Genomic DNA, 25,412 nt, shown 5'->3' with positions numbered 1-25,412 from the left:
TCGTTTCTCTTCCCTCCCGAGAGCCTTTAGACACCCGCCAAAGGCTGCTTACCCAGATGCGGGCGCAGGTTTAAGTACCGAAGCATCCCACGGTACTGTCCAGGTGAGCGCATCAAAAATCTTATCGAGCACGATCGCAGTGAATCCCCACACGGTGAACTCGACCCGCGCATCGCCGTGAGAGTGCACAACCTCAAACGCCGGGGTTTTATGGGTTATGTGCTCGCGCTTCACATATGCCGTATGCCGGTTGGCGGGGTTGAGCAGATCCCGCACGGGCACCCGCGTAATCAGGGCAGACTCGTTCGTATCGACCACGCCAACCCGCGTGGGTGAAGCCCACCACCCCAGCACCGGGGTCACCCTGAAATCGCTCACGGCAAGCGGCAGGGTCGGCAGCTCCCCCAGAATTTCAACGCCCGCAGGGTCAAGCCCGGTCTCTTCCACGGCCTCGCGCAGGGCGGCGATGCGCCCCACCGGAACTCCCTGCTGGCGCGACAGCGCATAATCCTCGGGGTCAATTTTTCCGCCCGGGAATGCAGGCTGACCGGCGTGTGAGCGCAGAGTATCCGCCCGCACCAGAAGCAGAACGTCCAGGTTCTCACCCACGCACTCTGGGCATCCCTCAAAGTCAGCGGATGCGCTCGGTTCATCATCGAGTACTCCGAAGAGAACGAGCACTGCCGCCTCTTTGGAGAGCGTACCGTTGGGCGCGTACCGCATGAGGGAGTCTATCTTGAAATCGAGTTTTCCTGCGGCAAGGTTCGCGAGTGCATCGCGGGCTTGTTCGGCGGCGGTGTTCAGGGTGTTAGGCACTCAGCGGGTATCCTTCGGCGTGAAGCTGGCGGCGTGTGGCACCGTTGAGGAAGCGCAGGTGCAGGCGTTCACGCCCGGGTGCCATTTCATATTTCATGAGTTTACGCGCTTTGGTTTCGTCCGTCTCGCCTTCGCCCCAGGATGGGCACAGGTCGGCGATGGGGCAGACCCCGCAGGCGGGTTTGCGGGCGTGGCAGATGCGCCGCCCGTGGTAAACCATGCGGTGTGAGAAGTCGGTCCATTCGCGTGGTTCGATAAGCTCGGCAACGTCGTGTTCGACTTTGACGGGGTCGTCTTCGGTGGTGAATCCCATGCGGCGCGCGAGCCTGCCAAAATGGGTATCGACGGTTAGCCCGGGTACTCCGAAAGCGTTGCCGAGTACCACGTTTGCGGTTTTGCGCCCGACTCCTGCCAGTTTCACCAGTTTATCGAGGGTTCCGGGCACTTCTCCGTCGTAGTCGTCGGTGAGCTGGCGGGCGAGTTTGACGATAGATTTCGCTTTGGCGCGGTAGAACCCGAGGGATTGAATATAGGGTTCGACTTCTTCTTCGGTGGCGGCGGCGAGGGCGGGCGCATCCGGGTAGCGGGCGAAGAGCGCCGGGGTTACCTGATTGACGCGCACATCGGTAGTTTGCGCCGAGAGCACCGTGGCGATCAGCAGTTCAAAGGCGTTCGTGAAGTCGAGTTCAGCCACGGCGTAGGGGTAAGTTTCGCCCAGGATGCGGTTGATTTTGCGGGCTCGGCGCACGGTGGCAAGGTGGCTTTCGGGGGCTTTGGCGAGTGCTTTCGCGCGGCGGCGTGCCGCCTGTGCTGCCTCAAACTCGGGCACGGTGCGGATGCTTAGCAGCTCACGTTCTTCTTCGGTGAGCTGTAGCTCTGGGGCTGTGTCGGTGGTGCTTTTCGGTGCGGATGCGCTCATAGCGCGAGCCTACCGTTTTTTGTCTGCTTTTCCCAGCTAGGGGTACCGAAGTTCGCCGTTACCGCACAGTTTCTGCCGCTTTTGAGCGGGTAAATATGCCACACTAGGGGTATGTCTGCAACGATTTTTGTTCTGAATGGCCCTAATCTGAATCTGCTGGGGCAGCGTCGCCCCGAGGTGTACGGGTACACAACCCTGCACGATATTGAACTGATGGTGCGCGAGCGCGCCGCCCTGCACGGCTTCGATATTGAGTTTATGCAGTCCAATCATGAGGGTGTGCTGGTGGATGAGATTCAGCGTGCACGCACCCGTGGCGCGGCGATTATTATCAACCCGGCGGCGTACACGCACACATCGGTGGCGCTTCACGATGCGCTGGAGGCCGCCGAGCTGCCCGTCGTTGAGGTTCATCTCTCGAATGTGCACCGACGCGAGGAGTTTAGGCACCATTCGTATGTGTCCCCGCAGGCTACGGCGGTGATCGCCGGAGCAGGCGCCTACGGGTACGTGATGGCGGTAGATTTCTTGGCGCAGCACCTGGAGTCGGAGTAGAGCCGAGAAGTATCGTCGTAGAGCCTCAGCGCCGAGTAATGGGGCGGACACGCAAAGGTGCCTCACGCATCCAATGGTAAGGATACGTGAGGCACCTTATATCTTGATTGTCATCGCACGTTTACCCAGCGATAACATTATGCGTTTATCGTGTTACAGCAATTAGTTCTTGCAGGTTCCGGTCGCCACGGAAGCGGTGTTGCTGCCGCCAGCCTCAAGCGCCTGCTTCAGGGTGGATGCGGTTATCGCATAACCGGTCTGACCCGTGCTGCTTTCACCGTCAGGAGCTTTACCGAAGACCACACCCACAACGTTACCGTTTTCGTCAAGAACAGGACCGCCGGAGTTACCGTGCTGCACATCTGCGGCAAGCTGGTAGACCTGGCGCATCGGGTTAGGCTTACCGGTCTCTACGTCAATGGTCTGGGTATTGCCCACACCCTGCACGGTCGCAGGGAGCGCCTTGAACGGCCCACCCTGGGGGTAACCCATGAAGGTTACGGTCTCGCCGGGGTTTGCGTTCCTGCCGATCGGCAGCGGGTCCAGGTTCATGCCGGGCACGCGGATAAAGGCAAGATCCTGGGCGGTATCCATATAGACCACCTCGCCCTGCCAGGTGCGCCCGCGCTGATCCCTCACCATAGGCGAGTTCACGCCCGAAAGCACGTGTGCGTTCGTCGCGATAAGCCCATGATCCACCACGAACCCGGAACCGGTCGAGGTGTATCCGCACTGTTCTGCGGCGCCAAGAATCTGCACAACAGAGGCAGAGGCGTTATTGAGCGCCTCCGTTTCTACGCCCTGGGTGGGCGCGCTGGTTTCCGGGGCGATCAGCTGGCGCACCTCGGGAATAGTGCCGGATGCGAGCACATCGTTACGAATATTTTCAATACCGTTGCGCAGACCATCCGGGGTGTTCTCGACCATCCACGAGAGGGTCTTTGAGTTGTTCAACGCGGCGTTGAATTGCGGCAGGGGTACGGTGCGCATCGTGAGCGTTAAGACCACGAGCACAAGCGCGCAGGCGGCAACATTGAGCACGCCGCCAAAGAAACGTTCTACGCCTTTAAGCGGGGTTATATCCGTGACACGGCGCAGGCTGCGGCCGCCGATGAGTCCCAACCACTGCCCCAGCGTTAGGCAGAGGATCAGGATACCGATAGCGGTAATCAGCCCCCATTTGGATCCCACAGCCGCAACGGCAAGCGGGATGAGCCACGCTGCGGCGCATACACCTAGAGCAAGACCGATAAAGGTGCCTAGCGTGGTGAAGAAGCCGCTACGCAGACCGGCAATGAAATAAAGCACGAGAATGACAGGAATAATAATGTCAAGGGGGCTAAAAGTTGCTGACATGAGCGTCCTCCTTGGTGAATACATAAAATGCGGTGAATCCGCACGGCGCGTCCGGAAGGCACGCCTGAGCATGAGAGAAGTCGAAGAGTTCGTGCGCTGCTCAAAGCCCTCTCACACTGTACATGCTGATGCTAGAGTGCGAAGCTGTGAATTTCTTAAGTTTTCCCCGTAAGCGCAGAAAACTTTTCCTCCTAGATGTTGTTTTTTAGATGCGGAAATAAAAAATATGAGGTACGCTCAGTATTAGTGTTAGTTGAATATGTCACACACCAGCGATGCGGTTCACATCGTATCCGTCTCGCAGACGCGACCGTGTGACGCACAGATTTTCGAGCGAAAGAATCGCCCGCTATCCCACTCAAGGAGTAACTATGGATCTCGATATCCTTCGTCGTTCCCCACTTTTCGCGACCCTCGATGACGCCGCGTTCAAGCTGCTCACAGACGATATCCAAGAAATTGATTTGTCCCGCAACGCCGTGCTCTTCTACGAGGGTGACCAGGGCGACCAGCTCTTCGCTGTGCTCTCCGGCAAGGTCAAGCTCGGGCGCACCGCCGCAGATGGGCGCGAAAATATGGTCGCGCTCATGGGACCCGGTGACGTCTTCGGCGAGATGGCACTCTTCGACCCCTCCCCCCGCTCCACCAACGCCGTAGCGGTCTCCGAAACACGCCTAGCTGCTATTAAGCACGAATCCTTCAAACGTGCACAGCGACAGGACCCCAGCATCTCCGACCAGGTTATCAAGACCCTGGCACGCCGCCTGCGCCACTCCAACGAAGCGCTGGCAGACCTCGTCTTCTCCGACGTCCCCGGTCGTCTCGCTAAGGCACTCCTCGACCTTGCAGACCGCTTTGGGCGCCCCGCAACCGACGGCATCCTCGTTGCCCACGAACTCACCCAGGAAGAGCTGGCACAGCTTGTCGGTGCATCCCGCGAAACCGTTAATAAGGCACTGGCAGAGTTCGTCTCCCGCGGCTGGATTCGTCTAGAGGCACGCGCAGTCGTGATCCTCGATTTGCCTCGACTGCGCCAACGCTCGCGCTAAGCTCTCTGACGGGCTCGCAAAGTCTTCGTACGAAACCGCATCCGATACATCGTGTTATTCAACGATTTCGGATGCGGTTTTTGCGTGCTCTGCCTCGAATCAGTTCCAAGGCTCAGGAGGATACTCCACACTCGCTTGACAAGGCGACCAGTCATCCCCGGTGCCGCTTCGCTTTGCCGTGGATGACAGCCTTAGGCGCTCGTTGCGGATATCCTCCTGAGCCCAAGTGAGAGTGAGGCAAGTCAGACGTTTCCGGTGGGATACTCGTCATAAGCGCCTAAGGGTGGATCGCCTCCAGGCGATACGGGTCCCCTTGTAAAGCGAATGATGAGTATCCCACCGGGATAAACGTTTTCCCTGTGTTCACGTGCCCAGACGGTTCTATAAGGATTATTCGTGAGAAACAAGGCGCGATCGCGCTTGCTTAGAATGACTAACGTTGTGTAGAGTGTTTATCACTACGACCGGTTCCGCCTACTGCTTTGATAGCTAGGTCCAGGGCCGGTCTTCATCATACAGAAGGTACTCATGGGCGAGGACATCAAAGAATTTAAAACTTACAATGAGCAAGTAGATATCCTAGCCAGACGTGGTATGGACATAGGAGATCGCGACGACGCGGTATTTTTGCTTCAGCAGGTTAGTTATTATCGTTTGAGTGGTTATTGCTACCCGTTTCGGGAGTTTAAAAATAGCAGCCGTGCAGATACTTTCTTTCCAGGTACGCGGTTGAGAGATGTAGTTGACTTATATAGATTTGATTCTCGACTTCGTACAGCAACATTTACAGCTCTTACACCTATTGAGCTTGCAATACGTGCGCATCTTGGTCATGAACTAGGGCGTCTCGACCCTTTGATTCATCTCGATCCTTACAAGCTTGGAATTAAAGTTCGTACCCTTAAAGAGAAGAAATATAACGGTTGGCGTAGACGTTATGAACATGAGCTTAAATCATCACGTGAAGACTTTGTTAATCACCACAAACAGAAATATGGCGGGAACCTTCCAGTATGGGCTGCCACGGAGATTATGGACTGGGGAAGCTTAACTTATCTTTACGAGCTTTCACCCCGTAGCGTGCAGAATACTATATCTAGTCAGTGCGGTCTTAATGCGCCTCAATTGCGTAGCTGGCTTAAGGCTCTTAACATCGTGCGGAATATCTGCGCTCATCATGGGCGCCTTTTTAACAGGGTACATGCTATTTCGCCTAAGCTACCTGCTCAAGGTACCCACACCGATCTCGACTGCATAAATACCGATTGGAAACGCACTTTCGGGCAACTGACACTTATACAGTTTCTCTTAGACCGTTTTACTGTCGGCAATAAAAAGCTGTTACCGACAGTCGTACAATCGTTTCCAGAAGTTCAGATAGTCCCAATTTCACATATGGGAGCTCCTGATAACTGGCAAACGGCAAGTAGGCTCTGGAGCGTATAGCTGAAATAAGCATCGCCAAATTAAGGTATAGTAGGCCTTCTCACATCTAGTTAGCAACGTAGACATGTTGTCGGTTCAGGTCCTCACGTTCGGCAATATCGAGCAACGCAGTAGCCATATCTGCCGGGGTAATCATCCAGCCGCGTCGAAGCGGCTTGTGGGCATCGAGCCGATAAGAACCTTTAGCTTTCATCGGCTGAATACGAGGGGCACGCACCGCCGTCCACTGTGCGGTGCTTTCCCACAAAACCACGTCCATACGCCGCATATCATCGTAGGTTGCACCCAAAAAGTGTTGCAGCAGCGGCAATACCACCCAGAGCTTGAAGAGCCCTTGATGAGCCCAATGTTCGGCGACCTCCGAAGAGATCACAACCAAACGTGATACCCCATGCTCTTGCATTGCGTCCAGAAGATTTTTCGTCCCGGCAGAGTAAAGGGTTGTCGGCGTTTTCGAGGTTCCAATCCCTACGGTACTGATGACCGCATCTACGCCTTGAAGCCAGGGCTTGAGGGCCTGAGCATCAAGAATATCTACAGCGCCCGTGGTTAGGTTCGGGTGATCGAGCTGAAGATTCTGCGGGTTCCGGGCAAGTGCAACTACCTCATGGCCACGCGCAAGCGCCTGTTCCACGACCAAACGACCCACGTTTCCGGTAGCACCAGACACTAAAATTTTCATAGTTTTCGACTTTTGTTAGGGAATAGTGACCACAAGTTTACCGCGCACGTGCCCCGTGCCCAGTTCCTTATAGCCGTCACGGATGGATTCAAGCTTGAACGGGTACACATGCGCTAAGGTCACGTCAATATCTCCCGATGCCACTAGATCAGCGACTTCTTTCAGGTCACCGGGCTGAGCATGCCGCGCCCCCGTAAACTGCGCGCCTTTTATCATCGCCTTCGGCGTAGGAATCAGCGTGCCCATCGCGGACCCTTTCAGTCCGAGCTCTGCCCCTAACGGAATGTAGTCCCCGCCGTAGCAGTCAAGCATTTTCGTAACCGGGGTCGGTGCTGCCTTGAGAATACGTTCCTTCAAACCATCACCGTATGCAACCGGAATAGCCCCTAGAGAGCGCACAAACTCCGCGTTTTTCTCCGATGCGATACCGATAACTGTTGCTCCCCGATGCACCGCAAGCTGAACCGCCACGGCTCCCACACCGCCGGATGCGGCACTGATAACCAGCACATCCTCGGGTTTCAGATCGATTGCACGGAACGCCCCGCATGCGCTCTCCCCGGCGACACCCAAGGCTGCTGCAACCTCAAAGTTCAGGTTCTCAGGTTTCGCAACAATATTCTGGGCAGAAGTCACCAGTTTCTCAGCCAGTGAGCCTTTCGTCACGCCGGAACCGGGAGCGCTGCGCAGGGTTCCCAGTACCGCATCGCCCACAGCAACATTGTTCACACCGGGGCCTAGGGCATCTATCACACCAGAAAAGTCACGCCCCACACCCTTCGGAAAACGTGCGGGACCGCGGCCAAACCACCAGGACGGGTGACGCAAACGGTTAATCGTCTCTGCGACGCGAAGTGGCTTGAACCCCTCGAAAGTCTTCATCTCCAGAGGGTTCAGTCCGACCGCTTTGACCGTCACACGGACTTCACCTTCACCCGGTGTAGGTTCATCTGACTCAACCATTTCTAGGACGCTGGGATCGCCATAGGCGTTGTACTGAATTTTGCGAATCATGAGATTTTTCCTTTCACTGTGACTATCTGCCTACAACAAAGGCCGGATTCTCAACACAATACAATGCGGAAAATCCGGCCTTCCAAGTCTTATGAGGGGGCAACAGAGGCCGACTTGAGTGGACCGACTGTGCCAAGCGTTCCTGTTTTAGATGACACCGGTACAACTTCTGTAAACGAAAGCATACACGCGCCGTCATTCTTCACGAGCACGGGCTTCTTCACCTCAACGGTACGGCGCTTTGCCAGCCACGATACCCCGGTTTCTGAGGTGGCGAGCGACTCAAGCATGCACATCACGGCGGGAGTCACCAGTTCCTCAAGGGTCTTACCCACCGTATTCGGCTGCCCGATACGATCCCCCAGTTCCGAGGTATCCTTACTCTCCATGAGCGTGCGCACATTCACCCAACTGCCCCACACACCCTTGCCTTCCAGCAGCTTGGCGTTCTGCCCCACGGGAACAACCGTGGTGAAATAGGCGATGTCGTAGCGTTTATGGAAGAAGTCTGGCGACTGCCAGCGCGATACCGGGCGCAGCAGGTCTGTGCGTAGTTTCAGTCCGCATGAGGTTAAGAACTGCCCGAAGCTCTTGTCTTGATCGGCGATTGCCTCACGCTGACTCATCTGTTCTTCACCCGCGCCGCTCTCGGCGACGTTCTGCCCGTCCTCACCGGCAAGAAGCAGACCGGTTTCTTCAAAGGACTCGCGAATAGCAGCGATCACGGTGCGTCGCGCGCAGGTTACATTTTTGAATTTGAACTTGGCAGACCATTCATCGGGGGTCGGACCATACCAGGGGGTTGCGTCGTCGTCGCCGGGGGTCACGGTACCGCCCGGAAAAGCGACAACGCCCAAGGGTGAGGACCCCGGACGGTAGGTCAGGATGGTTTCAAGACCGTCTTCGCCGTCACGCACAAAGATGACTGACGCCGCTTGGCGGAGCGAGCATGCCCCTCCAGCATCCTCACCGCCCTCGGATACCCAGGTTTCGGCGGCGGTGCGCATAAACTCCGGGATTTTATAAAGACGCTGAATCTGCTCGGTGCGTGCGGCAGGTACAGACGAGCGCCCGGTAAAGATGCGCGGCTTCTGTTCTTCACCAACCACCGGAACTACTCCGGTGTACAACTTCTGAGAAGGTGTCGTAGTCATGATCCTGAGAATATTAGACGTACTCGACGATGATTTCAACCTCAACGGGAGAGTCCAACGGAAGCACCGGAACACCGACCGCCGAGCGGGCGTGCGTACCAACCTCGCCAAAGATCTCACCCAACAGCTCAGAGGCGCCATTGATCACCCCGGGCTGACCGGTAAATTCCGGGTCAGATGCCACGAACCCCACAACTTTCACGACCTTCTTCACCCGATCAAGATCGCCGATAACGGACTTCACAGCGGCAAGCGCATTCAGCACTGCAATGGCAGCGTACTTCTTGGCATCCTGAGGGGTCACAAATGTTGAGTCACCCGAATCCGAGACTTTACCGGTGGCAGGCAGCTGACCGCTGACGAATGGAAGCTGCCCGGAGGTATACACATAATTCCCGCTCACCACAGCGGGTACATAGGCGGCGACAGGGGCTGCGACTTCGGGAAGTTGGTAGCCGAGTTCACGAATGCTCAGTTCATAACGGGATTCAGTCATGGGGTTCTCCAGGGATGTGGTTGGTGGCACGTGCGCCGCATATATGTAGTGTTGTGTAGAAGCATATCGCAAAAGAGACGCTAAACCCGGCAACCGGAGGATTCAGGTTACCGGGCGTGGTGCAAGGCTTTAGCCTTCGACTTTCTCGCGTTTGAGGTAGGCGATGGGGTTACCCTGGGTGGGTGCCACCATGTTGCCTGCGGGGTTCGGTCCGCTGGGTGCGGGTGCGCCAGGCAGAACCGCAACAAGTTCCCACCCTTCCTCACCGTAGTTATCAAGGATTGCCTTGGTGGTGTGCACGATCAACGGCACAGTCAAATATTCCCATTTCTTCATAGCTCTAGGGTAGTCCTGTTCCCCGGCTCGAACAAGGCTATTGCGCTCTATTGCAGGTTCAACGCTCTAGGCGTAACAGAAGGCCAGAACATGACGCCGAACGGTCACCCCGCGCGCCGGATACGCCGGTCAGCCTCGCACCGAGTACATAACCCGCGAGATGCCGCGGATTTTCGGGGCATAGACCCGGTGTTTTCACGGTATAGCCAAGGAAGTACATCCGGCGCGTTGCCCGCGAAGACGGGAAACCGGCAAGTTAAACCTAGAGTTTAACCCTTTTGAGGGATGCGTTCTCAGGTGTATCCGCTAAACTGAATGAATGGCTTCACGAAAAAAATCGCGCGCGCAACGGCGTCGCCCCAGTGACTTTTTGCAGTTTGTGGCGTTCAGTATCATTGCCGGGTTCTTGGTAGCAATTATCGTGGTACCCCCGGCGGTAGGTGTTGGCATGGTCGCTAATGCCTCAATGACGTGGTTCCAGGATCTTCCGGAAGACATTTCAGAAGGCCCCTTCTCACGCCCATCGACTCTGTACGCCTCTGATGGTAAGACCGAGCTTGCGACCTTCTTCGAGGAAAACCGCACAGAGGTTAAGCTCGATCAGATGTCACCGCATATGCGTGATGCCATTATCTCGGTGGAAGACCGCGACTTCTACAACCACGGTGCCGTATCAGCTATCGGCATTGGTCGTGCGTTCGCGAATAACTTCCTGAACCCGAAGAAACGTCAGGGTGCATCGACACTCACACAGCAGTACGTGAACAACCTGATCGTTGATTCCGATGTGCAGCGCGGCGCAGACCCCACAACTCTGGGCGGGAATAAAGGCTATCTCGACAAGATCAAAGAGATGAAGCTCGCTATCTCGATGGAGCAGAACAAGTCTAAAGACGAGATTCTTGAGGGCTACCTGAACATCGTGAACTTGGGCGGCACCAACTACGGTGTTGAGGCGGCGGCCCAATACTACTGGGGTATTTCCGCGAAGGATCTTTCGGTAGCCCAATCGGCCCTTCTCGCGGGTCTGGTGCAGTCACCGAACACCTATGATCCAACGACGCACCCCGATTTGGCGCGTGAACGCCGCGATGTGGTGCTTGGCACCATGCTTCGTGACGGTAAGATTTCACAGCAAGAATACGATGAAGCCATTGCATCGCCTATTAAGCTCAATGTTCATCCGCCTGAGAAGGGCTGCTCTGTTGCGGGCGAAAGCTCATTCTTCTGTAACTACGTGGTGAACTATGTTGCGCTTGACGAATCTTTCGGGGCAACTCCTGAGGAGCGTTTGAACCTGCTCAACCGCGGCGGTTTTAAGCTTGTGAGTACCCTAAACCCCGAAGCGCAGAAGATCGCTAAACAGTCTGTGGAGGCCGTTCAGCCTGGTTCCACCAACACCAACAACGTGAACGCCGCTTTGACCAGTGTGGAGCCTGGCAGCGGTCGCGTGGTGGCGATGGCTCAGAACGCCGAATGGGGTAAACCCAAGGATGCGAATGACCACTCGCAAACCCAGTTCAACTTCAACGTAGATTCGCTCTATGGCGGCACCCCCGGATTCCAGCCGGGCTCAACCTTCAAGCCCGTGGTGCTGTCCCAGTGGATTAACTCTGGTCGAGGTGTGAACGCCCAAATCGATGGTACGGCTCTATCCTACCCAAGCAGCTTTGGGTGGAACGCCCGCTGTGTGGAGGGCGGTAAGTACTACTACCGCGACTCCGCTAACGGCTGGTCCTTCAAGAACGCGGTTCCGGGATACCAGAGCTGGGGTACGGTCGCCTACGGTATTCGCGTTTCGGCTAACTCCTACCTGTACTCGATGGTCAGTAAACTCGACCTCTGCGATATCAGCGATATGGCAAATAAGCTGCACCTGCACGACGGTCTGGGTCAGCAGCTGTACGATCCGGGTCTGCTCAGTGCAAACATTGGTGGTACCAGGTACGGTGCTACCCCGCTGACCATGGCGAGCGCATACGCAACTTTCGCGAGCGAAGGTAAGTACTGTGAGCCGCGCCCACTTGAGAAGATTACTAAGAGTGACGGTTCGCCCATGAAGACTTACGAGTCTAAGTGTGAGCAGGCGATCAGCCCGGATATTGCTAACGGTGTGAGCTACGTGCTCAAGGGCGTGCTTGCCTCCGGAGGTTCAGCGCCTAAGCGCGCTATCGGTCTGCCGGATGCTTCCGCCGCGAAGACCGGTACGAACGATAACTCCTCGCAGACCTGGATGGTCGGTTACACCCGCGGCCTGGCAACTGCTTCATGGGTGGGCAGTAACGACTTGGGTTACCGCTCGATGAACGGTATTGCGATTAACGGTCGCGTGCTGGAGTACGTGGACGGTGCGACCTATGCGGGTGCCCAGTGGCAGCAGTTCATGCAGGCCATGGCACCGAAGTACAACACCGAGAAGTTTACTGAGCCCCCGGCATCGGTGACGTCAACAAACGTCAACGGTAACTAAGAGGGCGTACTGAAGAAAGGCACACGATGTGTGAGAACGCATCCGGTGCCCGCGCATCCGTGGCGGCTTCTGAAGCGGCACGTGGTTCGCACTTCACACAGAGTATGGTGAAGTTTGCGGCTGCAGGGCTTGCTTTGGGAGCCGCCACGGCGGCGTATGGGCGCTTCGTCGAATTGAATAATTTTCAGGTGCGCGAGGAAACTCTCGCGGTGCTTCCGGTGGGGTCGCCAAACTTTAGGATTCTGCATATCTCGGATATGCATATGATTCCTGGGCAGAGGGCGAAGACCGAGTTCATGCATTCTTTGGCGGGCCTGAACCCGGATTTGGTGGTGAATACGGGCGATAACCTCTCGCATGTGGGCGGGCTTGATCCTCTCCTAGAGGCACTTGACCCTCTCCTGGATTTTCCGGGGGTTTTCGTGCCTGGCTCGAACTGCTATTTTGCCCCGGTGCTGAAGAATCCTGCACGGTATCTGTGGCAGGCGCGCACGCCTCAGGAGATTGAGGAGGGGTCGCGTGTGCCGCTTCCGATTGAGCGTATGCATGACGCCTTTGAGTCGCGCGGCTGGGTAGGGCTTATTAACCGGTACGACGGCATCACGTTGGGTGGGCTGCGCCTGGAATTTTCGGGGGTGGATGATCCGCATCTGCGTTACGATGCGCATCCGGGGTTCTCACCGCAAGCGTTTGAGTCTTCGGACGTGCCGCGTATTCGTGTGGGTGTTGCGCATGCACCGTATATGCGCACTCTGCACAGATTTGTGCAGGATGGTGCCGAACTTATTTTTGCCGGTCACACGCATGGCGGGCAGGTGTGTCTGCCGGGCGGTCGTGCGCTCGTGAGTAACTGTGATTTGCCGCCGTCGCGGGCGAAGGGTGTGAGCTATCAGGGCGATGTTCCGGTGCAGGTTTCGGCGGGGCTGGGGACCTCACGGTTCGCGCCGGTGCGCCTCTTCTGTCCCCCGGAGGCGGTGCTCGTCACCCTCACGGCAAAGGACGGGTAGGTTTTCTTTCCCTTATATTCCGCGAGCAGGTGGTTTTTGGCCGAGCAGGTAGTATTTTCCTACCTGCTCGGTCAAAATCTACCTGCTCGCGTGTGGAGAATGAGTCTTACGGGGAGATTGATTCTAAGTTTTGTCAGAATTGATTCTACATTGGTGTACATAGCTAGTTTGGTTTTCTCATACTCCATATATTTCAAAGTAACTTCGCTAGGTGTAAGATTTTTTGTTTTATTTCATGATCTTGGGGATTTTGCTTGTTGATGTGCTAGATATTTTTGATGATAGTTCTTCCTTGTAAATTATTTAGTATTTTTACTTGTGAGCTTGTTTTATTGTTCTTGAGTAGATTTTTATTTGACTTTTATTATTCAAGTCGTGAGAGATATTTTCAAAATCTGTTTTAATGTTTTTCTATACTATAATGGTTTCATGTAAGTTATTAAAAATACCTTACAAAATGGTGGCAGTTTATAACTAGGATATTTTGTCTTTACTATATCTGCCTCTAGGATCAAATATATAAATAGACATAAAGAGGAGGTGATTTAAATGATAGAAATCATTACTATCATCTTGGCATACGCACTATTAGCATCCAAGATGAAATAAAGTAAAATCATGTGGGTGTGCCACAGTAATATGGCACACCCACATGCATACCACTCATCTCTACACACCGAAAAATATCAACCACTCATAAAAATATAGAGGGCTAGTCTGCATTACCTATCTGCTTCCACTTAATATGCCACACTGCACGACATCTCTTAGTATTACAACTTTCGTTTGCAAACGAAAAATACTGTAAACTAGGGAGAAATCCCCAAGTATGTATGAGTTAGGAGGTAGCAGTCATGACTGCCCAGCACACTCGGACTTTTGCGGCTGAACCTCTGCAGGAACAGATTATTCCGTTATCAGAAGAGTTCGTCCAAAGCCTCACGGTTCAGGGGACTCTGCCGAATGGGCAAAAGGTTCAAGCCCCTGAACCCGTTGCCGACTTTGTTCGTGCATAATTTCGAGCGATTCTTGCTCACCATGTTGTTTCCGTGCAGTTCAGCCCAGAAATTTTAACGACCAGCGAAGCAGCCGCAATCCTGGGACTGTCCCGCCCCAGAGTACAGTGCGGAAGGTTCCGTCGGGTATACCGTCGCCGGAACCCTGCGTCCCTTCGAGCTGACAGCCAACTATATCAGCGCCGATTATCAGCCTCTCTTCGCGTTCCACACCATCGACACCTATGAGAGCTACGATGAAGCCGCTGCCCAGCAGGTGGCAGATAGCGCGGATGACTACCTGGCGCATCTGAACACCCATTACGCCTAGGCTATGGCCGCGTAGCTTGCGGTATCTGAGAATAACACCCACCGGGGGAGAAAAATTATGTTCATCGTATCGTTGAATTACGTCAAAGACCTGGCCGACATTGAAGCACACCTGTCTGACCATGTTGCCTATCTCGACCGCTATTATCGTCAAGGCGTGTTCCTCATGTCGGGGCGTAAACAGCCACGCACAGGCGGCATTATTGTGATGCAGGCAGAGAGCGTGGAGCAGGTGGAACGTATTATCTCTGAAGACCCTTTTCACCGCGCTAAAGTGGCGGAATATCAGATAATCGAGTTCATTCCCACCAAAACCTCAGAAGATTTAGCTCAGTACCGTAAGACACTCTAAATTACCGTACCGTATCCGCGAGCTACACGCGAGCAGATAGTATTTCGGCGAGAAGATAACAATCCGCTATCTTTTCGTCGAAATACTATCTGCTCACGGATTAAGACTAAGAGAACGGGTTAAGCTCACCGATAAGAACGGGACGCTCAGGGCAGAACCGTAGCGGGCGCATCCGGGGTGCCCCTCTATAATTAAGAGCACTAACGCTCACACCATGTAAGAACGTTAAACCGTATCTAAGCAGGAGGAACCGAGCACGACCCGCACACACACCCCCGGCACTTCTCGACGACGCAATCCCTTCCTGGAAACCGCCCCGGAACCTATTCCCACACCCGTAAATTACGATGCGGGCGAGCGCGCGCCTCTCAAATTCCTGCCGTATATTGCCCCGATTCGGTGGCGCTGGGCTATCGGCATGCTGGTCGCTGTTGGCGCGGCGATTCTCGAAATTTCTATTCCGCAGATGCTTCGGTTCATTGTCGATGAGCTTGTGCAGAATACGACCGAGGCGGGTGTCTGGATTGGCGGCGGACTAGTACTTTTGATTGGCGTGGGGAACGCATCGTTGGCGTATTGGCGGCGGTGGCTGATCGTGGATCCTACCTCCACGCTTGAAATCCGCATGCGCATGAACTTTTTCGACCGGATTTTACGGGCGCCGCTGAGCGTTCTTGACCGGTGGTCTTCCGGGCAGCTGCTCACCCGTTCCATGAGCGATTTGAGTACGATTCGCCGGTGGTTTTCGTTTGCGCTGGTGCAGATGACCTCGGTTGTGGTCATGTTCGTAACGGGCGGGTATTTTATGGTGACCGCATCCGCCCCGCTCGCGGTTATTTTTGTGGTGGCTATTCCGGTGCTGGTGCTCTCGCTCATCAGCTATGTGCGCAAATATGAGGCTTACACCCGCGAGATTCAGCGGCTCACCAGCGATCTTTCGACCCGCATTGAGGAGTCTGTGCGCGGTATTCGGGTGGTGAAAGCGCTGGGTCGCTCCCCCGAGCAGATTACTGAGTATACCCGCGATGCCGAACATTTGAATGAGGTGGAGCATCGCCGTGCCATGTTGGTGGCGCGCGTGGGGTTTTATCAGCGCGTGATTGTGGGGGCGGTGACGATGCTCGCCCTGCTGGTGGGCGCGCCGCAGGTGGCATCGGGTAGTCTTTCTTTGGGTGCGATGACCGCCTATTTTGCGGTGCTGACGGTGGTGTTGGGGCATGTGCTCCGTTCGACCGCGCTGATGGCATCATATTTGAATTACCGGGTGGCGTTTGAGCGTCACGTTGAGGTGATGGCGGATCCCGGCGATGAACAGGTACGACTAGTTGAGGAGGAGACCGTGGCTTATCCTTCGGGTGGCGCAATTTCTGTGGCGTGTGAGGCGGTGAGCTTCAGCTATGCCGAGCAGGCGAACACCGTAGATGCCGTCGATTCTGATGCGGTGGCACGCGCACACGAAGATTCCGCTGATACTCAGGCGCGCACGGCTAAGGTTCCTGAGGAGCATTCCGGGCAGGATGGGGCTTCAACGGATCACGCCGAGCAGAGCGGTTTAGGTGGTTTTCTGGCGAAGATTCTAGGTTTTGCCAAGGGCTCGCAGGATCACCAGGACAGTGCCGATTCCACGCAGGAGGCAGACCCCGCAGCGTTCCCGGAGTTACAGGCTGATCTACAGGATCCAAGCCCCGAGCCTACAGAGCAGGAACGCGAGTTTGCGCGTGCACAGCAGAAGGCTGCAACCTCCAAAACCCCGTCGGTACTTCACGATATTACGTTTAAAGCTTTTGCGGGCGAGATTTTGGCGCTCGTAGGGGCTACCGGCAGCGGGAAATCAACAATTCTCAACCTGATTCCGCGGTTCTATGAGCCCTCGTCAGGAAAGATTCTGCTGGGCGGTCGCGATGCCGCCGATATGCCGCTGCCCGAGGTACGCGCGCAAATGGCCTCTGTTTTTGAGGAAGCCGTGCTGTTCTCGGGGTCGGTGCGTGAGAACGTCCTGTTAGGGGTGCACGATCTTAGCTCTTCTGAGGAGGCGGATCAGCGTGTGCGCGCCGCCCTCACGATCGCAGCCTGCGATTTCGTGGACGACCTTCCCGAAGGGGTCAATACCATTATTGGCGAAGAGGGGTTGAGCCTCTCGGGTGGTCAGCGGCAGCGGCTTTCTTTGGCGCGTGCCCTGGCGGTTCGCCCGAGCGTGCTGCTGCTTGATGATCCGTTCTCGGCGCTAGATGTTCACACGGAAGAGAAGATTATTGAGGCGCTGCGCACCGGGCATGAAGGACTGGGCGGGGCTACCACCCTGCTGACCGCACATCGGCCTTCAACGGTGGCGCTTGCCGACCGGGTGCTGCTGCTGGAGGATGGCCGTATTACCGCCCAGGACACCCACACCGAGCTTATGAAGCTGCCACAGTATCGCCGCCTAATGAGTGTGCAGGACGAGGGTTAATGCCTAGGCGTCTCGTGCCGAATTCCGACGAACGCACGAACCTGTCCCCCGAAGAACGGCGGCAGGCTCGGAAGCGTTCGTACCGTCTACTGCGCGAGATTTTGCGCCCGCATCGGCTGTCCCTGGCGATTTCGGTGGCGGCGGTAATACTCGGGGCGATCGCATCCGCCGTGCAGCCCTGGCTGATTGCACGTGTGCTCGATACCGCAATTGAACCACTCACCCGCGGCGACAGCACCCCGCTTATATTCTTTGTGGTACTTTTTGGGGCAACCGTGCTCGCTAACGGCACCCTGACCTGGGTGAATGTGGTGTATACGGTGAGGGTTTCGCTGGGTGTGCTGTTGAGCCTGCGCACGCGTGTGTTCCAGCATTCGCAGTCGCTGAGCGTCTCGTTCCACGAGTCATATACGTCAGGCCGCGTAATTTCGCGGCTGACAAGCGATATTGATACGATCCGCACCTTTTTAGACAGTGGTATCAGTCAGCTTGCCACAACCCTGCTGGGGATTGCGTTCTCGGTAATCGCCATTTTCCTGTTGGATTGGCGCATCGGTCTGCTTCTGGTGGCTATGACGGTTCCCATCTGGCTGATAACCCGCTGGTTCCGCACCCGCTCAGAAACCGCATTCCGTGCCATGCGTAACGAATCTGCCCAGCTGACAAGCCGTTTTGTTGAAACCTACACCGGTATTCGAGCCATCAAGAGTTTCGGTGCAGAGGCGGATGCGCGCTCATCGTACGCACGCAACGCCGAGCGGTACCGGGTGGCGGTCATGGATTCTATCAAGCTCTTCGGCATCTACTCCCCCGTGCTGATTCTGCTGGGCAATATTTTTGTGGCGGCGGCGCTTGTGATTGGTGGGTATGCGGTGCTCGGCGGCACCATGCAGGTGGGCACCCTGCTTGCGCTCATTATTTATGCGAACCGGGTGTTTGAGCCGATTATGATGCTCTCCGAGTTTTATAACGTACTCCAGTCGGCGTTTTCGGCGTTGGAGAAGGTTTCCGGGTTCTTAGCCGAAAAACCGCAGATTCAAGACCCGCAGCATCCTGTAAGCCTGCCGCAGTCCCCCTCCACGCCGGCGAGCACCGAGAGTTCAGCAGAGGCAACCCCGCTGGGTGAGATCGTTCTTGAGGATGCCGCATTCGGTTACACTGCGGGTCAGCACGCGCTCATGCCTACGTCGCTGAGGATTGCACCGGGGCAGACGGTGGCACTCGTGGGTGAAACCGGTGCCGGAAAGTCTACGATTGCCAAATTAATTGCCCGTTTCTATGACGTTGATACCGGCAGGGTGCTTCTCGACGGCGTGGATGTGCGTTCCCTGACCGATCAGGAGCTGCGCCGAAACGTCGTCATGCTCACCCAAGAAGTCTTTCTGTTCTCAACCTCGATTGCCGAGAACATTCGTTTGGGCAACCCGCAGGCGACCGACGACCAGGTACGCCAGGCGGCGCAGGCTGTCGGCGCGGATGAGTTTATTCAGACCCTCCCGCAGGGGTACGGCACAATGCTCGGGCGCGGCGGTGTGAACCTTTCGACCGGGCAGCGTCAGCTTGTGTCTTTTGCCCGCGTTTTCTTGGCAAATCCGCGGGTACTGATTTTGGATGAGGCCACCGCATCCTTGGATATTCCCAGCGAGCGGGCGGTGCAGCGGGCGCTCAATGCCTTGTTGGCGGGGCGTACCGCCGTGGTGATTGCGCATCGTCTTTCGACTGTGCTGAGTGCGGACCGGGTGCTGGTTGTTTCTGCGGGGGCTATTGTTGAGGATGGTTCACCGCAGGAGCTGATTGCCGCCGGTGGCGAGTTTGCCGCAATGTACACCTCGTGGGAGGATGCGCGGCAGGATTCAGACTCCCCCAGCGCCTAACTCTTATGCGCACGTTTACCTATTGTGATACGTGCATGAGATCCCTAAACGTCATAGTTCTTAGCTGTAACCGCCTGAGTAGACACGGCAAAATTTTTTGTGGATGATAAAGGTGTCTTGCCGCTTCATAGAGCGTGCAGATACTCATTCACTTAAACCCTTATAACCTCATGGAGGAAAATATGTCACGCAATGATGCGAGGAAGTTTCTGGCTCAGGGCACCGCTTCTGCACTCACTCTTGCTCTTGGCCTAACCTTTGCCGCTCAGCCTGCTTTTGCGGAAACTGCGAAGGCGGCGGACCCTGCGTCGAGCGCATCCGCGGCCCCCAGCGCACCGGCGGCTGAGGCGAACCCCGGACTCTCGGTAGATCCGACTCCTGCGGCGCCTGTAGTCGCACCGGCTCCGAGTGACGGCCCGTCTCCGGAGGCACCCGCACCCGCGCCGAGCGAAAAGCCAGCGGCGGTGGTCTTCAAGGATGTTCCCCAGACCCATATGTTCTATCAGGAGATCACGTGGCTGGGACAGACCGGTATTTCGACGGGTTGGCCCGATGGCACTTTCCGCCCGTCCCAGAATATTGAGCGCGCCGCAATTGCCGCATACTTCTACCGGATGGCTGGCTCACCCGATGTTGTTCTGCCCAAGCAGTCGCCGTTCACCGACGTTGCTCCGAGCGATCCCTTCTACAAGGAGATCGTGTGGATGCACCAGCAGCACATCACGACCGGCTGGTCGGATGGCACCTTCCGCCCGCACGATTCCGTTACTCGTGAGGCTCTGGCGGCGTTCTTCTACCGTGCCGCCAATATGAACGACGATGCGGCACCGACTCAGGCACCCTTTACGGATGTTACCTCGAAGAGCCCGTTCTACCGTGAAATCGCATGGTTTAAGGCCCAGAAGATCACGACCGGCTGGCCTGACGGCACCTTCCGCCCGCATGAGCCTGTTACTCGTGAAGCGACCGCCGCGTTTGTGTTCCGCTTCGCCAAGATCTAAGCGGATAATCTTGTACAGTCGCTGCGGGAAATGTTGAGCGTTTCTCTCCGGTGTCGCGTGTGCTTCCGCGTTTTTAGTGCATCAAGCAGAAGGCGGAAGCACACGCACAAGACACCGCGCCTACTCCCCTGGAAACTCAGGGTTTACAGGTTTTTGAGAGGGCTTATTCGTGTTGCTTTCCCCGTGCTCTTCGGCTATTATTGATGAGTTGCCTGCGGGTTGTCCGACAGGTTAACACCGGGATGTGGCGCAGCTTGGTAGCGCGCGTCGTTCGGGACGACGAGGTCGCAGGTTCAAATCCTGTCATCCCGACCAACCCTAAACCCCCTGAGAGTAATCTTCAGGGGGTTTGCTGTATGTACCTTCTGCCCGGGCCCCCCTGGGCCTCACCAAACATCTAAATATCCAGTGTACGCAGCAACTCGCGCGGCGGAATCACGCCGTCCTCAATGTAGGCGCGGAAGATAGGCGCCGCCTGCTCACCCGTAAAAACTTCTTCAGGGTGCACTTGAACGGGCATACGGTTACCAACCCATGTGATGGTTGTCCACGCATCGGGGTCGGTCACAGGTGTGCGAGCCACCGTGTACTGTTCGTACGAACCATCTTCGGCAGTCACCCTAATTTCCACCGTCATCGCACGCGTGGAACCGGCACACTGTATATAGTTGCCGTGCGCCACCGAATCCTGGGGAACGTCATCAACATGGTTCACGCCTTCAGGCAGAGCCCACACCACGAGGGCGAAGCGCTTGTCACCCTCCAAAAAGTCGGGATCGGTGAGGCGCTGCTTGGTATCGTCGGCGAAAGACTGCGGAGTCTGGGGAACATCAAATCCGTTATATTCAGTCTTCCCCACCACCCTGTACGCAAAGTACTTCACGGGCTTATTCCTCTCTCACGTGTTCTTCAGTAGGCACCAGAGTATCGAAGAGAAACCGTGCGTGCCAGCATATTCGTCACTTCGCTGGGCTATCCCCGCCCGCTCATGAGGACGAGCGCCTATGCACAGCACGTAGTGGCCCCACTGAGAACCTCGTTCCGACGCTGGAGTATCTGCGTGACAAGCATGCTCTGGGCGACGACGTCAAATGCAGCAGTTTGATCTGTCGTCGGTAGACCGCGTCTACTCGGCAGAGCAGGATTGAACTGGAGGGTTTGGGGAGAACCCAGTGTGTTGGCGACTTTAAAAAGTGATGGGTTGCGTCAGCTGCCGAGAAGTCGGTGGGCGAGCACGCTCACCACCTCGTCAGGATTGACAGTTTCATCCACGGGAACGGTGAGATGATCAAGAAGCAGTCCGTCGAGGGCGTAGTGGAAAAGCGTGATGTCCGCAGGCCGACCGGGTAGGCCCATCTTCTCGTTGAACTCGATATCGGCTTGAAGCCCTGCTCGCCGCCAGGTGGTGAGCGCCTCCGCGACGCGCGGGCGGCGGGTGGCTTCGAGCCGCAGCTCGAAGAGCGCTATCGCAGCATCACGGTTGTCTGTCAGCCGGTGGACAATGTCGCGCAAGTACTCGGTGAATAGCTCAACGCCGGGAGGTCGCTGGGCAAGGTCAGCGTGGATGTCGGGGTCCGGCTGCAGACGTTCACTGATACGGAGCAGGATCGCATCGATGATTTCATCGCGCGAGGCAAAGTAGTTTGAGGCTGTACCTCTGGGTGCTTTCGCCTCGGCGTCGATCGCCCGATGTGTCAGACCGCGTGAGCCTTGTTGAGCGAGTACTCGTACAGCAGCGTCGGCGAGCAGTGTGCGTCGTTCAGCATTACGGACCATGTGATCATGCTATCGCATGTACTACTGATATCGTGGTAAAGTCATGTTAACCACGACAAAAGTAGTGATTGGAGATATGATGCGTGAACTGATTTACTACGTCGCCGTGTCTATCGATGGCTACATCGCCGCACCGGACGGCAGTTACGACGCCTTCCCCGTTGAAGGGGATCACATGGCTGTTTACTTGAGTGACTTCGCCGATGCACTCCCCGCCCATGTACTCGCGGCGCTCGATATGCATCCGCCGGGTAATCGCTTCGACACGGTCATTCAAGGGCGAGCAAGTTATGATATTGCGCGGGCGGCCGGTATTGAACGACCCTATGCGCACCTGAGCGAGTTCGTCGCAACACGCTCGGAGACAGCCCCGCCAGCTGGCGTGATATTCACCGCTGACGCGCTCGCGACTGTGCGTGAGCTGAAGCAGCAAGAGGGGCTTGCGATCTATCTCTGCGGTGGTGGAAGTCTTGCAGGAGAGCTGCTGCCCGAGATCGACCGCCTCATTCTCAAACGCAATCCCGTCGTCCTTGGTGATGGTGTCCGACTGTTCGGCAATGCTGGTACCGTCATACAGAACTTTGATCTGGTGAGTTGTCGAAGCTTTGAATCCGGCGTCGTGATGGAGGAATACGCCCGCACTATCCGACAGTAGTCCGTTACGTGCCTATCCGTTGCTGGGTTCGGGAACTTTCCATCCGTTCACGAATCCGGAAGTGGTTCGGAGAGGGAGGAGGAGGTAGAATCATTCTGCTTCTTGCGATACAGGTTGCCGATGCAGCAAATCAGCCAGCGCAGTGAGACATCACGATCAGGAGTGGTGAGAATTGCTATTGGATCCGTGAGCCAGCGTGAATAGCCTACATTCCATGTGTCATTGGTTGCCCAGAAGCAGGCGTCGTTGATGTTTCGCCTGCAAGGAAAACTCACAAGCCCTTTGTTGCCGTGAACGTGAATCTCAGCCTCACGCAAGGATGTGATCAACCTACTAAGATAATCCGTCATGTCCTATCAAAGTTTTCATGCATTTACAGCTTTGGCGGTTGTGATTGAAGTCTTGGGAAAGCAGATTTCTTGAGGGTCGTCCTTGTGACTTAATCTCGCGGAATACCGAGTTCGGGGATATAAAGATTCATGTCCCCGGAATCGTGCTCCAATTCTGGTGTTCTGCCGGGGTAGCGCCAGGCCTGGTATGTGAACTTCCCCATGCCGACCTACTGAAGAAGCCCAAGAAGGCACGCCGAAGCCGAGCATTCTAGGGCTGTGAGGCGAAAACGCCTGACTCATGACGCTTAGTGTGCGGGGGGCGCGGTGTTTCTCGGACCGGGGGAGTTTTTCTTCCCCGGAGTCGGCATGTTGACGCCTCCTCGTCGTAGCCACAGGACACCGGTAACCAGCACCATTAGCATGATGAACAGCCCGATCGCGAAACTGGTCACCATCCCCCAGTCGGTGGCACGGTGCACGACGTCGGCAAGAAGGCTGCGTCCGGCACCGGGAGCACTAGCCGTCGTACGCAGTCCCTGTCCTGAGCGCACGCTGCTGACAAGCTCCTGCGCACCCACCGGCCACTGATCACGCACCACGTGCTCGCTCGCGCCACCGAACCCCACGCCGGAGACAGCCACGCCGAGTACCACGCCGATCTGCCTCATCGCCGCGGACAGCCCAGAGGCCGCACCTGCGTCATCACCCTCGAAGGAGGCAACCGCCAGTTCGTTGACTACGGTCCCGGCAGCACCAACCGCAATGCCTGCCAGGATCAGACCCGGCAGGAGCGCCACCCAGGTCGATGAGCCGTACAACAGTACCCATGACATCAGCGCCGCGCACCCGACGACAAGGATCCCCAGCAGCCTGGCCGACGGCGCCCAGCGCCTATTACCGCCACGAAACAGCCACGCCCCCGCGATGGCACAGAGACTGAACGGGAGGAAGCAGAGTCCGGCCTGCAGGGGTGACAACAGGTAGATATTCTGCGCATACAGCGACAGCCAGGGCATCTGCCCCACCAGACCAGCCTGGACGGCAAAGCCGGTCAGGATACTCACCACATAGAGCCGGTCAGTCAGCAGGCGTCCCGGAACCATAGGTGAGTCCGAGCGCCGCTCGACGGCCATGAACAAACCCATCGCGGCCAGTCCGACGGCAACGCCACCAAGTGTGCGCGCACTGGTCCACCCCCAGGCCGACCCCTCCAGCAGGACGACCGTCACGCCCCCGGCGGCAAGGACTGCCAGTAGCGTTCCGGGCCAGTCCATGTCTGAACCTCTGCGATCCGCGCCGTGATCCTTCACATACCACGACGCCAGCCAGGATACCACCCCCACAGGGACGTTGATCCAAAAGATAGAGCGCCACCCAGCGACTAGGACCAGACCGCCTCCTGCCAGTGGCCCCACTGCGATAGCCACCCCTGAGATGAGCCCGTAAATCCCGGTAGCTCGTGCCCGCTCGCGTCCGGCGGCGTAGCGATCAGAGATCATCGGCACGCCGACGCCCAAGAAGATCGCCCCACCAACCGCCTGAAGAGCTCGGAAAACATTGAGTACGACCATCGAAGGGGCCAACGCGCACACGGCCGACCCCACCGTGAACAGGACCAGCCCCCATCGGAACAATCGCAGCCGCCCCAGACTTCCGCTCAAAGTCGCCGCTGACATCAGCAACGCTCCCAACGGCAGCGTGTAAGCATCCACTACCCACTGCAACTCACTCTGCGACCCACCAAGACTCTGCCCGATATCACCCAGTGCCACCGACACCACCGTGATATCCAGGACGTTCATGAAACTCACCGTGCAGACGAGCACAAGCGCCAGAACGCGGCTATCCCTTAAATCTGTAATTTCGCGACTACCGGACTCTACTGCAGTTCCCATATACCATCAACTCACTCGTCGTTCTCTCCAACGTCTAACCGACTGATTAGGTCCTCCAAACCTGTCCGGACAATCTTTCCAGAGACAGTCGTCGGCAAGCTGCCCGCCGGAACCACCCGCATATCAGCAACATACAAACCATATCTTTGCGCCACGCTACGCGCGATTCCGGATCGCAACATGCTGCCAACCTCATCATCACTGTCCCGAACAAGACCTGGAACACCCGTGCTATCGCCTATCTCAATCACCTCCTCCACGAAGCAATAGATAAGGTCCTCCGTATTTTGGAACACGACAAACCGCCGCCCACGCAGGATTGGCAAGTCCCTTCGCAAAGACTTCTCAATATCGTTCGGGAAATAGTTCTTCCCCCTCACAATCATCATATCTTTGATGCGCCCAGTCACATACAGCTGCCCCCCCCCCCCCCCCCCCCCCCCCCCCCCCCCC

General features: G+C 56.4%; 24 protein-coding genes and 1 tRNA gene. 12 read left to right on the top strand and 13 right to left on the bottom strand.

Annotated elements, in window-relative coordinates; translation table 11 throughout:
- Positions 1-48: 48 nt before the first annotated feature.
- Positions 49-816, bottom strand: a complete 768-nt coding sequence (locus HMPREF2804_RS10210; RefSeq protein WP_070628244.1) for an NUDIX hydrolase — start codon at positions 814-816, stop codon at positions 49-51.
- On the bottom strand, positions 809-1,735 hold the full coding sequence (nth, locus tag HMPREF2804_RS10205; RefSeq protein ID WP_070628242.1) for an endonuclease III: 927 nt from the start codon (positions 1,733-1,735) through the stop codon (positions 809-811). Before nth ends, HMPREF2804_RS10210 begins: the two co-directional genes overlap by 8 nt.
- A 111-nt stretch (positions 1,736-1,846) precedes the next feature.
- Here nth and aroQ point away from each other — a divergent pair, with 111 nt between their 5' ends.
- Positions 1,847-2,290 (top strand): type II 3-dehydroquinate dehydratase, encoded by a 444-nt coding sequence (gene aroQ, locus HMPREF2804_RS10200; protein ID WP_004005487.1) that lies wholly within the window; start codon positions 1,847-1,849, stop codon positions 2,288-2,290.
- A 162-nt stretch (positions 2,291-2,452) separates the two neighbouring features.
- On the opposite strand, the gene HMPREF2804_RS10195 is transcribed toward aroQ, so the two are convergent.
- Positions 2,453-3,646, bottom strand: coding sequence for a MarP family serine protease (locus HMPREF2804_RS10195; RefSeq protein WP_004005488.1), 1,194 nt, complete (start codon positions 3,644-3,646; stop codon positions 2,453-2,455).
- A gap of 371 nt (positions 3,647-4,017) precedes the next feature.
- Here HMPREF2804_RS10195 and HMPREF2804_RS10190 point away from each other — a divergent pair, with 371 nt between their 5' ends.
- A complete protein-coding gene (locus HMPREF2804_RS10190) occupies positions 4,018-4,695 on the top strand; it encodes a Crp/Fnr family transcriptional regulator (protein WP_004005489.1) in 678 nt (225 codons plus the stop codon).
- Positions 4,696-5,223: 528 nt separating this feature from the next.
- Entirely contained in the window at positions 5,224-6,141 is a 918-nt protein-coding gene (locus tag HMPREF2804_RS10185; protein ID WP_048751225.1) for an Abi family protein, read from the top strand.
- Positions 6,142-6,187: 46 nt separating this feature from the next.
- On the opposite strand, the gene HMPREF2804_RS10180 is transcribed toward HMPREF2804_RS10185, so the two are convergent.
- From HMPREF2804_RS10180 to HMPREF2804_RS10160, 5 genes are all read right to left on the bottom strand, one after another.
- Positions 6,188-6,823, bottom strand: coding sequence for an NAD(P)-dependent oxidoreductase (locus HMPREF2804_RS10180; RefSeq protein WP_048751227.1), 636 nt, complete (start codon positions 6,821-6,823; stop codon positions 6,188-6,190).
- Positions 6,824-6,838: 15 nt separating this feature from the next.
- Entirely contained in the window at positions 6,839-7,837 is a 999-nt protein-coding gene (locus HMPREF2804_RS10175; RefSeq protein ID WP_048751230.1) for an NADP-dependent oxidoreductase, read from the bottom strand.
- An 89-nt stretch (positions 7,838-7,926) separates the two neighbouring features.
- Positions 7,927-8,991 carry an NUDIX hydrolase gene (locus tag HMPREF2804_RS10170; protein WP_048751232.1) on the bottom strand — a complete coding sequence of 355 codons (1,065 nt, stop codon included), beginning with the start codon at positions 8,989-8,991 and terminating at the stop codon, positions 7,927-7,929.
- Positions 8,992-9,004: 13 nt separating this feature from the next.
- On the bottom strand, positions 9,005-9,487 hold the full coding sequence (locus HMPREF2804_RS10165; RefSeq protein ID WP_048751233.1) for a RidA family protein: 483 nt from the start codon (positions 9,485-9,487) through the stop codon (positions 9,005-9,007).
- Positions 9,488-9,616: 129 nt separating this feature from the next.
- A complete protein-coding gene (locus HMPREF2804_RS10160; protein WP_004005495.1) occupies positions 9,617-9,823 on the bottom strand; it encodes a DUF4177 domain-containing protein in 207 nt (68 codons plus the stop codon).
- A gap of 319 nt (positions 9,824-10,142) precedes the next feature.
- On the opposite strand from HMPREF2804_RS10160, the gene HMPREF2804_RS10155 reads away from it, so the two are divergent.
- From HMPREF2804_RS10155 to HMPREF2804_RS11155, 3 genes are all read left to right on the top strand, one after another.
- Positions 10,143-12,293: a transglycosylase domain-containing protein gene (locus HMPREF2804_RS10155; RefSeq protein WP_048751234.1), complete on the top strand. Its 2,151-nt coding sequence runs from the start codon at positions 10,143-10,145 to the stop codon at positions 12,291-12,293.
- Between the two features lie 26 nt (positions 12,294-12,319).
- Complete coding sequence (locus HMPREF2804_RS10150; protein ID WP_070628239.1) at positions 12,320-13,300, top strand: metallophosphoesterase; 981 nt, start codon at positions 12,320-12,322, stop codon at positions 13,298-13,300.
- Positions 13,301-14,154: 854 nt separating this feature from the next.
- Positions 14,155-14,316 (top strand): hypothetical protein, encoded by a 162-nt coding sequence (locus HMPREF2804_RS11155; RefSeq protein WP_168164915.1) that lies wholly within the window; start codon positions 14,155-14,157, stop codon positions 14,314-14,316.
- Between the two features lie 40 nt (positions 14,317-14,356).
- On the opposite strand, the gene HMPREF2804_RS11215 is transcribed toward HMPREF2804_RS11155, so the two are convergent.
- Complete coding sequence (locus HMPREF2804_RS11215) at positions 14,357-14,617, bottom strand: hypothetical protein (protein ID WP_070628237.1); 261 nt, start codon at positions 14,615-14,617, stop codon at positions 14,357-14,359.
- A 66-nt stretch (positions 14,618-14,683) separates the two neighbouring features.
- Here HMPREF2804_RS11215 and HMPREF2804_RS10140 point away from each other — a divergent pair, with 66 nt between their 5' ends.
- The 5 genes from HMPREF2804_RS10140 to HMPREF2804_RS10120 all read left to right on the top strand — a co-directional run bounded on the left by HMPREF2804_RS10140 (position 14,684) and on the right by HMPREF2804_RS10120 (position 20,616).
- Positions 14,684-14,977, top strand: a complete 294-nt coding sequence (locus HMPREF2804_RS10140; protein ID WP_070628235.1) for a YciI family protein — start codon at positions 14,684-14,686, stop codon at positions 14,975-14,977.
- A 418-nt stretch (positions 14,978-15,395) separates the two neighbouring features.
- On the top strand, positions 15,396-17,426 hold the full coding sequence (locus HMPREF2804_RS10135; RefSeq protein WP_246824273.1) for an ABC transporter ATP-binding protein: 2,031 nt from the start codon (positions 15,396-15,398) through the stop codon (positions 17,424-17,426).
- Entirely contained in the window at positions 17,426-19,300 is a 1,875-nt protein-coding gene (locus tag HMPREF2804_RS10130) for an ABC transporter ATP-binding protein (RefSeq protein WP_070628231.1), read from the top strand. The genes HMPREF2804_RS10135 and HMPREF2804_RS10130 overlap by 1 nt, the downstream gene beginning before the upstream one ends.
- A gap of 182 nt (positions 19,301-19,482) precedes the next feature.
- Positions 19,483-20,301 carry an S-layer homology domain-containing protein gene (locus HMPREF2804_RS10125; protein ID WP_246824272.1) on the top strand — a complete coding sequence of 273 codons (819 nt, stop codon included), beginning with the start codon at positions 19,483-19,485 and terminating at the stop codon, positions 20,299-20,301.
- A 238-nt stretch (positions 20,302-20,539) separates the two neighbouring features.
- Positions 20,540-20,616, top strand: a tRNA-Pro gene (locus HMPREF2804_RS10120).
- An 82-nt stretch (positions 20,617-20,698) separates the two neighbouring features.
- Here the strand turns inward: HMPREF2804_RS10120 and HMPREF2804_RS10115 are convergent.
- Positions 20,699-21,184: an NTP pyrophosphohydrolase gene (locus tag HMPREF2804_RS10115; protein WP_070628229.1), complete on the bottom strand. Its 486-nt coding sequence runs from the start codon at positions 21,182-21,184 to the stop codon at positions 20,699-20,701.
- Between the two features lie 323 nt (positions 21,185-21,507).
- Complete coding sequence (locus HMPREF2804_RS10110) at positions 21,508-22,077, bottom strand: TetR/AcrR family transcriptional regulator (RefSeq protein WP_048754247.1); 570 nt, start codon at positions 22,075-22,077, stop codon at positions 21,508-21,510.
- A gap of 43 nt (positions 22,078-22,120) precedes the next feature.
- Between HMPREF2804_RS10110 and HMPREF2804_RS10105 the strand changes: the two genes are divergently transcribed.
- The gene (locus HMPREF2804_RS10105; protein ID WP_246824270.1) at positions 22,121-22,732 is read left to right on the top strand and encodes a dihydrofolate reductase family protein; all 612 of its coding nucleotides are present in this window, start codon (positions 22,121-22,123) and stop codon (positions 22,730-22,732) included.
- Between the two features lie 47 nt (positions 22,733-22,779).
- Here the strand turns inward: HMPREF2804_RS10105 and HMPREF2804_RS11150 are convergent, their stop codons facing one another.
- On the bottom strand, positions 22,780-23,007 hold the full coding sequence (locus HMPREF2804_RS11150; protein WP_168164914.1) for a hypothetical protein: 228 nt from the start codon (positions 23,005-23,007) through the stop codon (positions 22,780-22,782).
- Positions 23,008-23,369: 362 nt separating this feature from the next.
- Positions 23,370-24,959 (bottom strand): MFS transporter, encoded by a 1,590-nt coding sequence (locus HMPREF2804_RS10100; RefSeq protein WP_083308378.1) that lies wholly within the window; start codon positions 24,957-24,959, stop codon positions 23,370-23,372.
- Positions 24,960-25,412: the final 453 nt, after the last annotated feature.

The organism is Rothia sp. HMSC065G12 (assembly GCF_001811455.1).
GTDB lineage: Bacteria > Actinomycetota > Actinomycetes > Actinomycetales > Micrococcaceae > Rothia > Rothia dentocariosa.
The sequence above is the reverse complement of the archived record's forward strand: the minus strand, read 5'-3'. Positions and strand labels throughout refer to the sequence as shown.

Excerpts from the sequence above, each read along its gene's own strand:
- HMPREF2804_RS10160 (WP_004005495.1), bottom strand. The coding sequence starts at position 9,823 with ATGAAGAAATGGGAATATTTGACTGTGCCGTTGATCGTGCACACCACC.
- HMPREF2804_RS10135 (WP_246824273.1), top strand. The coding sequence starts at position 15,396 with ATGCTGGTCGCTGTTGGCGCGGCGATTCTCGAAATTTCTATTCCGCAG.
- HMPREF2804_RS10110 (WP_048754247.1), bottom strand. The coding sequence starts at position 22,077 with ATGGTCCGTAATGCTGAACGACGCACACTGCTCGCCGACGCTGCTGTA.
- nth (WP_070628242.1), bottom strand. The coding sequence starts at position 1,735 with ATGAGCGCATCCGCACCGAAAAGCACCACCGACACAGCCCCAGAGCTA.
- HMPREF2804_RS10140 (WP_070628235.1), top strand. The coding sequence starts at position 14,684 with ATGTTCATCGTATCGTTGAATTACGTCAAAGACCTGGCCGACATTGAA.
- HMPREF2804_RS10180 (WP_048751227.1), bottom strand. The coding sequence starts at position 6,823 with ATGAAAATTTTAGTGTCTGGTGCTACCGGAAACGTGGGTCGTTTGGTC.
- HMPREF2804_RS11155 (WP_168164915.1), top strand. The coding sequence starts at position 14,155 with ATGACTGCCCAGCACACTCGGACTTTTGCGGCTGAACCTCTGCAGGAA.
- HMPREF2804_RS10105 (WP_246824270.1), top strand. The coding sequence starts at position 22,121 with ATGTTAACCACGACAAAAGTAGTGATTGGAGATATGATGCGTGAACTG.
- HMPREF2804_RS11215 (WP_070628237.1), bottom strand. The coding sequence starts at position 14,617 with ATGGGTGTTCAGATGCGCCAGGTAGTCATCCGCGCTATCTGCCACCTG.
- HMPREF2804_RS10125 (WP_246824272.1), top strand. The coding sequence starts at position 19,483 with ATGTCACGCAATGATGCGAGGAAGTTTCTGGCTCAGGGCACCGCTTCT.
- aroQ (WP_004005487.1), top strand. The coding sequence starts at position 1,847 with ATGTCTGCAACGATTTTTGTTCTGAATGGCCCTAATCTGAATCTGCTG.
- HMPREF2804_RS10165 (WP_048751233.1), bottom strand. The coding sequence starts at position 9,487 with ATGACTGAATCCCGTTATGAACTGAGCATTCGTGAACTCGGCTACCAA.
- HMPREF2804_RS10190 (WP_004005489.1), top strand. The coding sequence starts at position 4,018 with ATGGATCTCGATATCCTTCGTCGTTCCCCACTTTTCGCGACCCTCGAT.
- HMPREF2804_RS10175 (WP_048751230.1), bottom strand. The coding sequence starts at position 7,837 with ATGATTCGCAAAATTCAGTACAACGCCTATGGCGATCCCAGCGTCCTA.
- HMPREF2804_RS10155 (WP_048751234.1), top strand. The coding sequence starts at position 10,143 with ATGGCTTCACGAAAAAAATCGCGCGCGCAACGGCGTCGCCCCAGTGAC.
- HMPREF2804_RS10130 (WP_070628231.1), top strand. The coding sequence starts at position 17,426 with ATGCCTAGGCGTCTCGTGCCGAATTCCGACGAACGCACGAACCTGTCC.
- HMPREF2804_RS10170 (WP_048751232.1), bottom strand. The coding sequence starts at position 8,991 with ATGACTACGACACCTTCTCAGAAGTTGTACACCGGAGTAGTTCCGGTG.
- HMPREF2804_RS10185 (WP_048751225.1), top strand. The coding sequence starts at position 5,224 with ATGGGCGAGGACATCAAAGAATTTAAAACTTACAATGAGCAAGTAGAT.
- HMPREF2804_RS10195 (WP_004005488.1), bottom strand. The coding sequence starts at position 3,646 with ATGTCAGCAACTTTTAGCCCCCTTGACATTATTATTCCTGTCATTCTC.
- HMPREF2804_RS10100 (WP_083308378.1), bottom strand. The coding sequence starts at position 24,959 with ATGGGAACTGCAGTAGAGTCCGGTAGTCGCGAAATTACAGATTTAAGG.
- HMPREF2804_RS10150 (WP_070628239.1), top strand. The coding sequence starts at position 12,320 with ATGTGTGAGAACGCATCCGGTGCCCGCGCATCCGTGGCGGCTTCTGAA.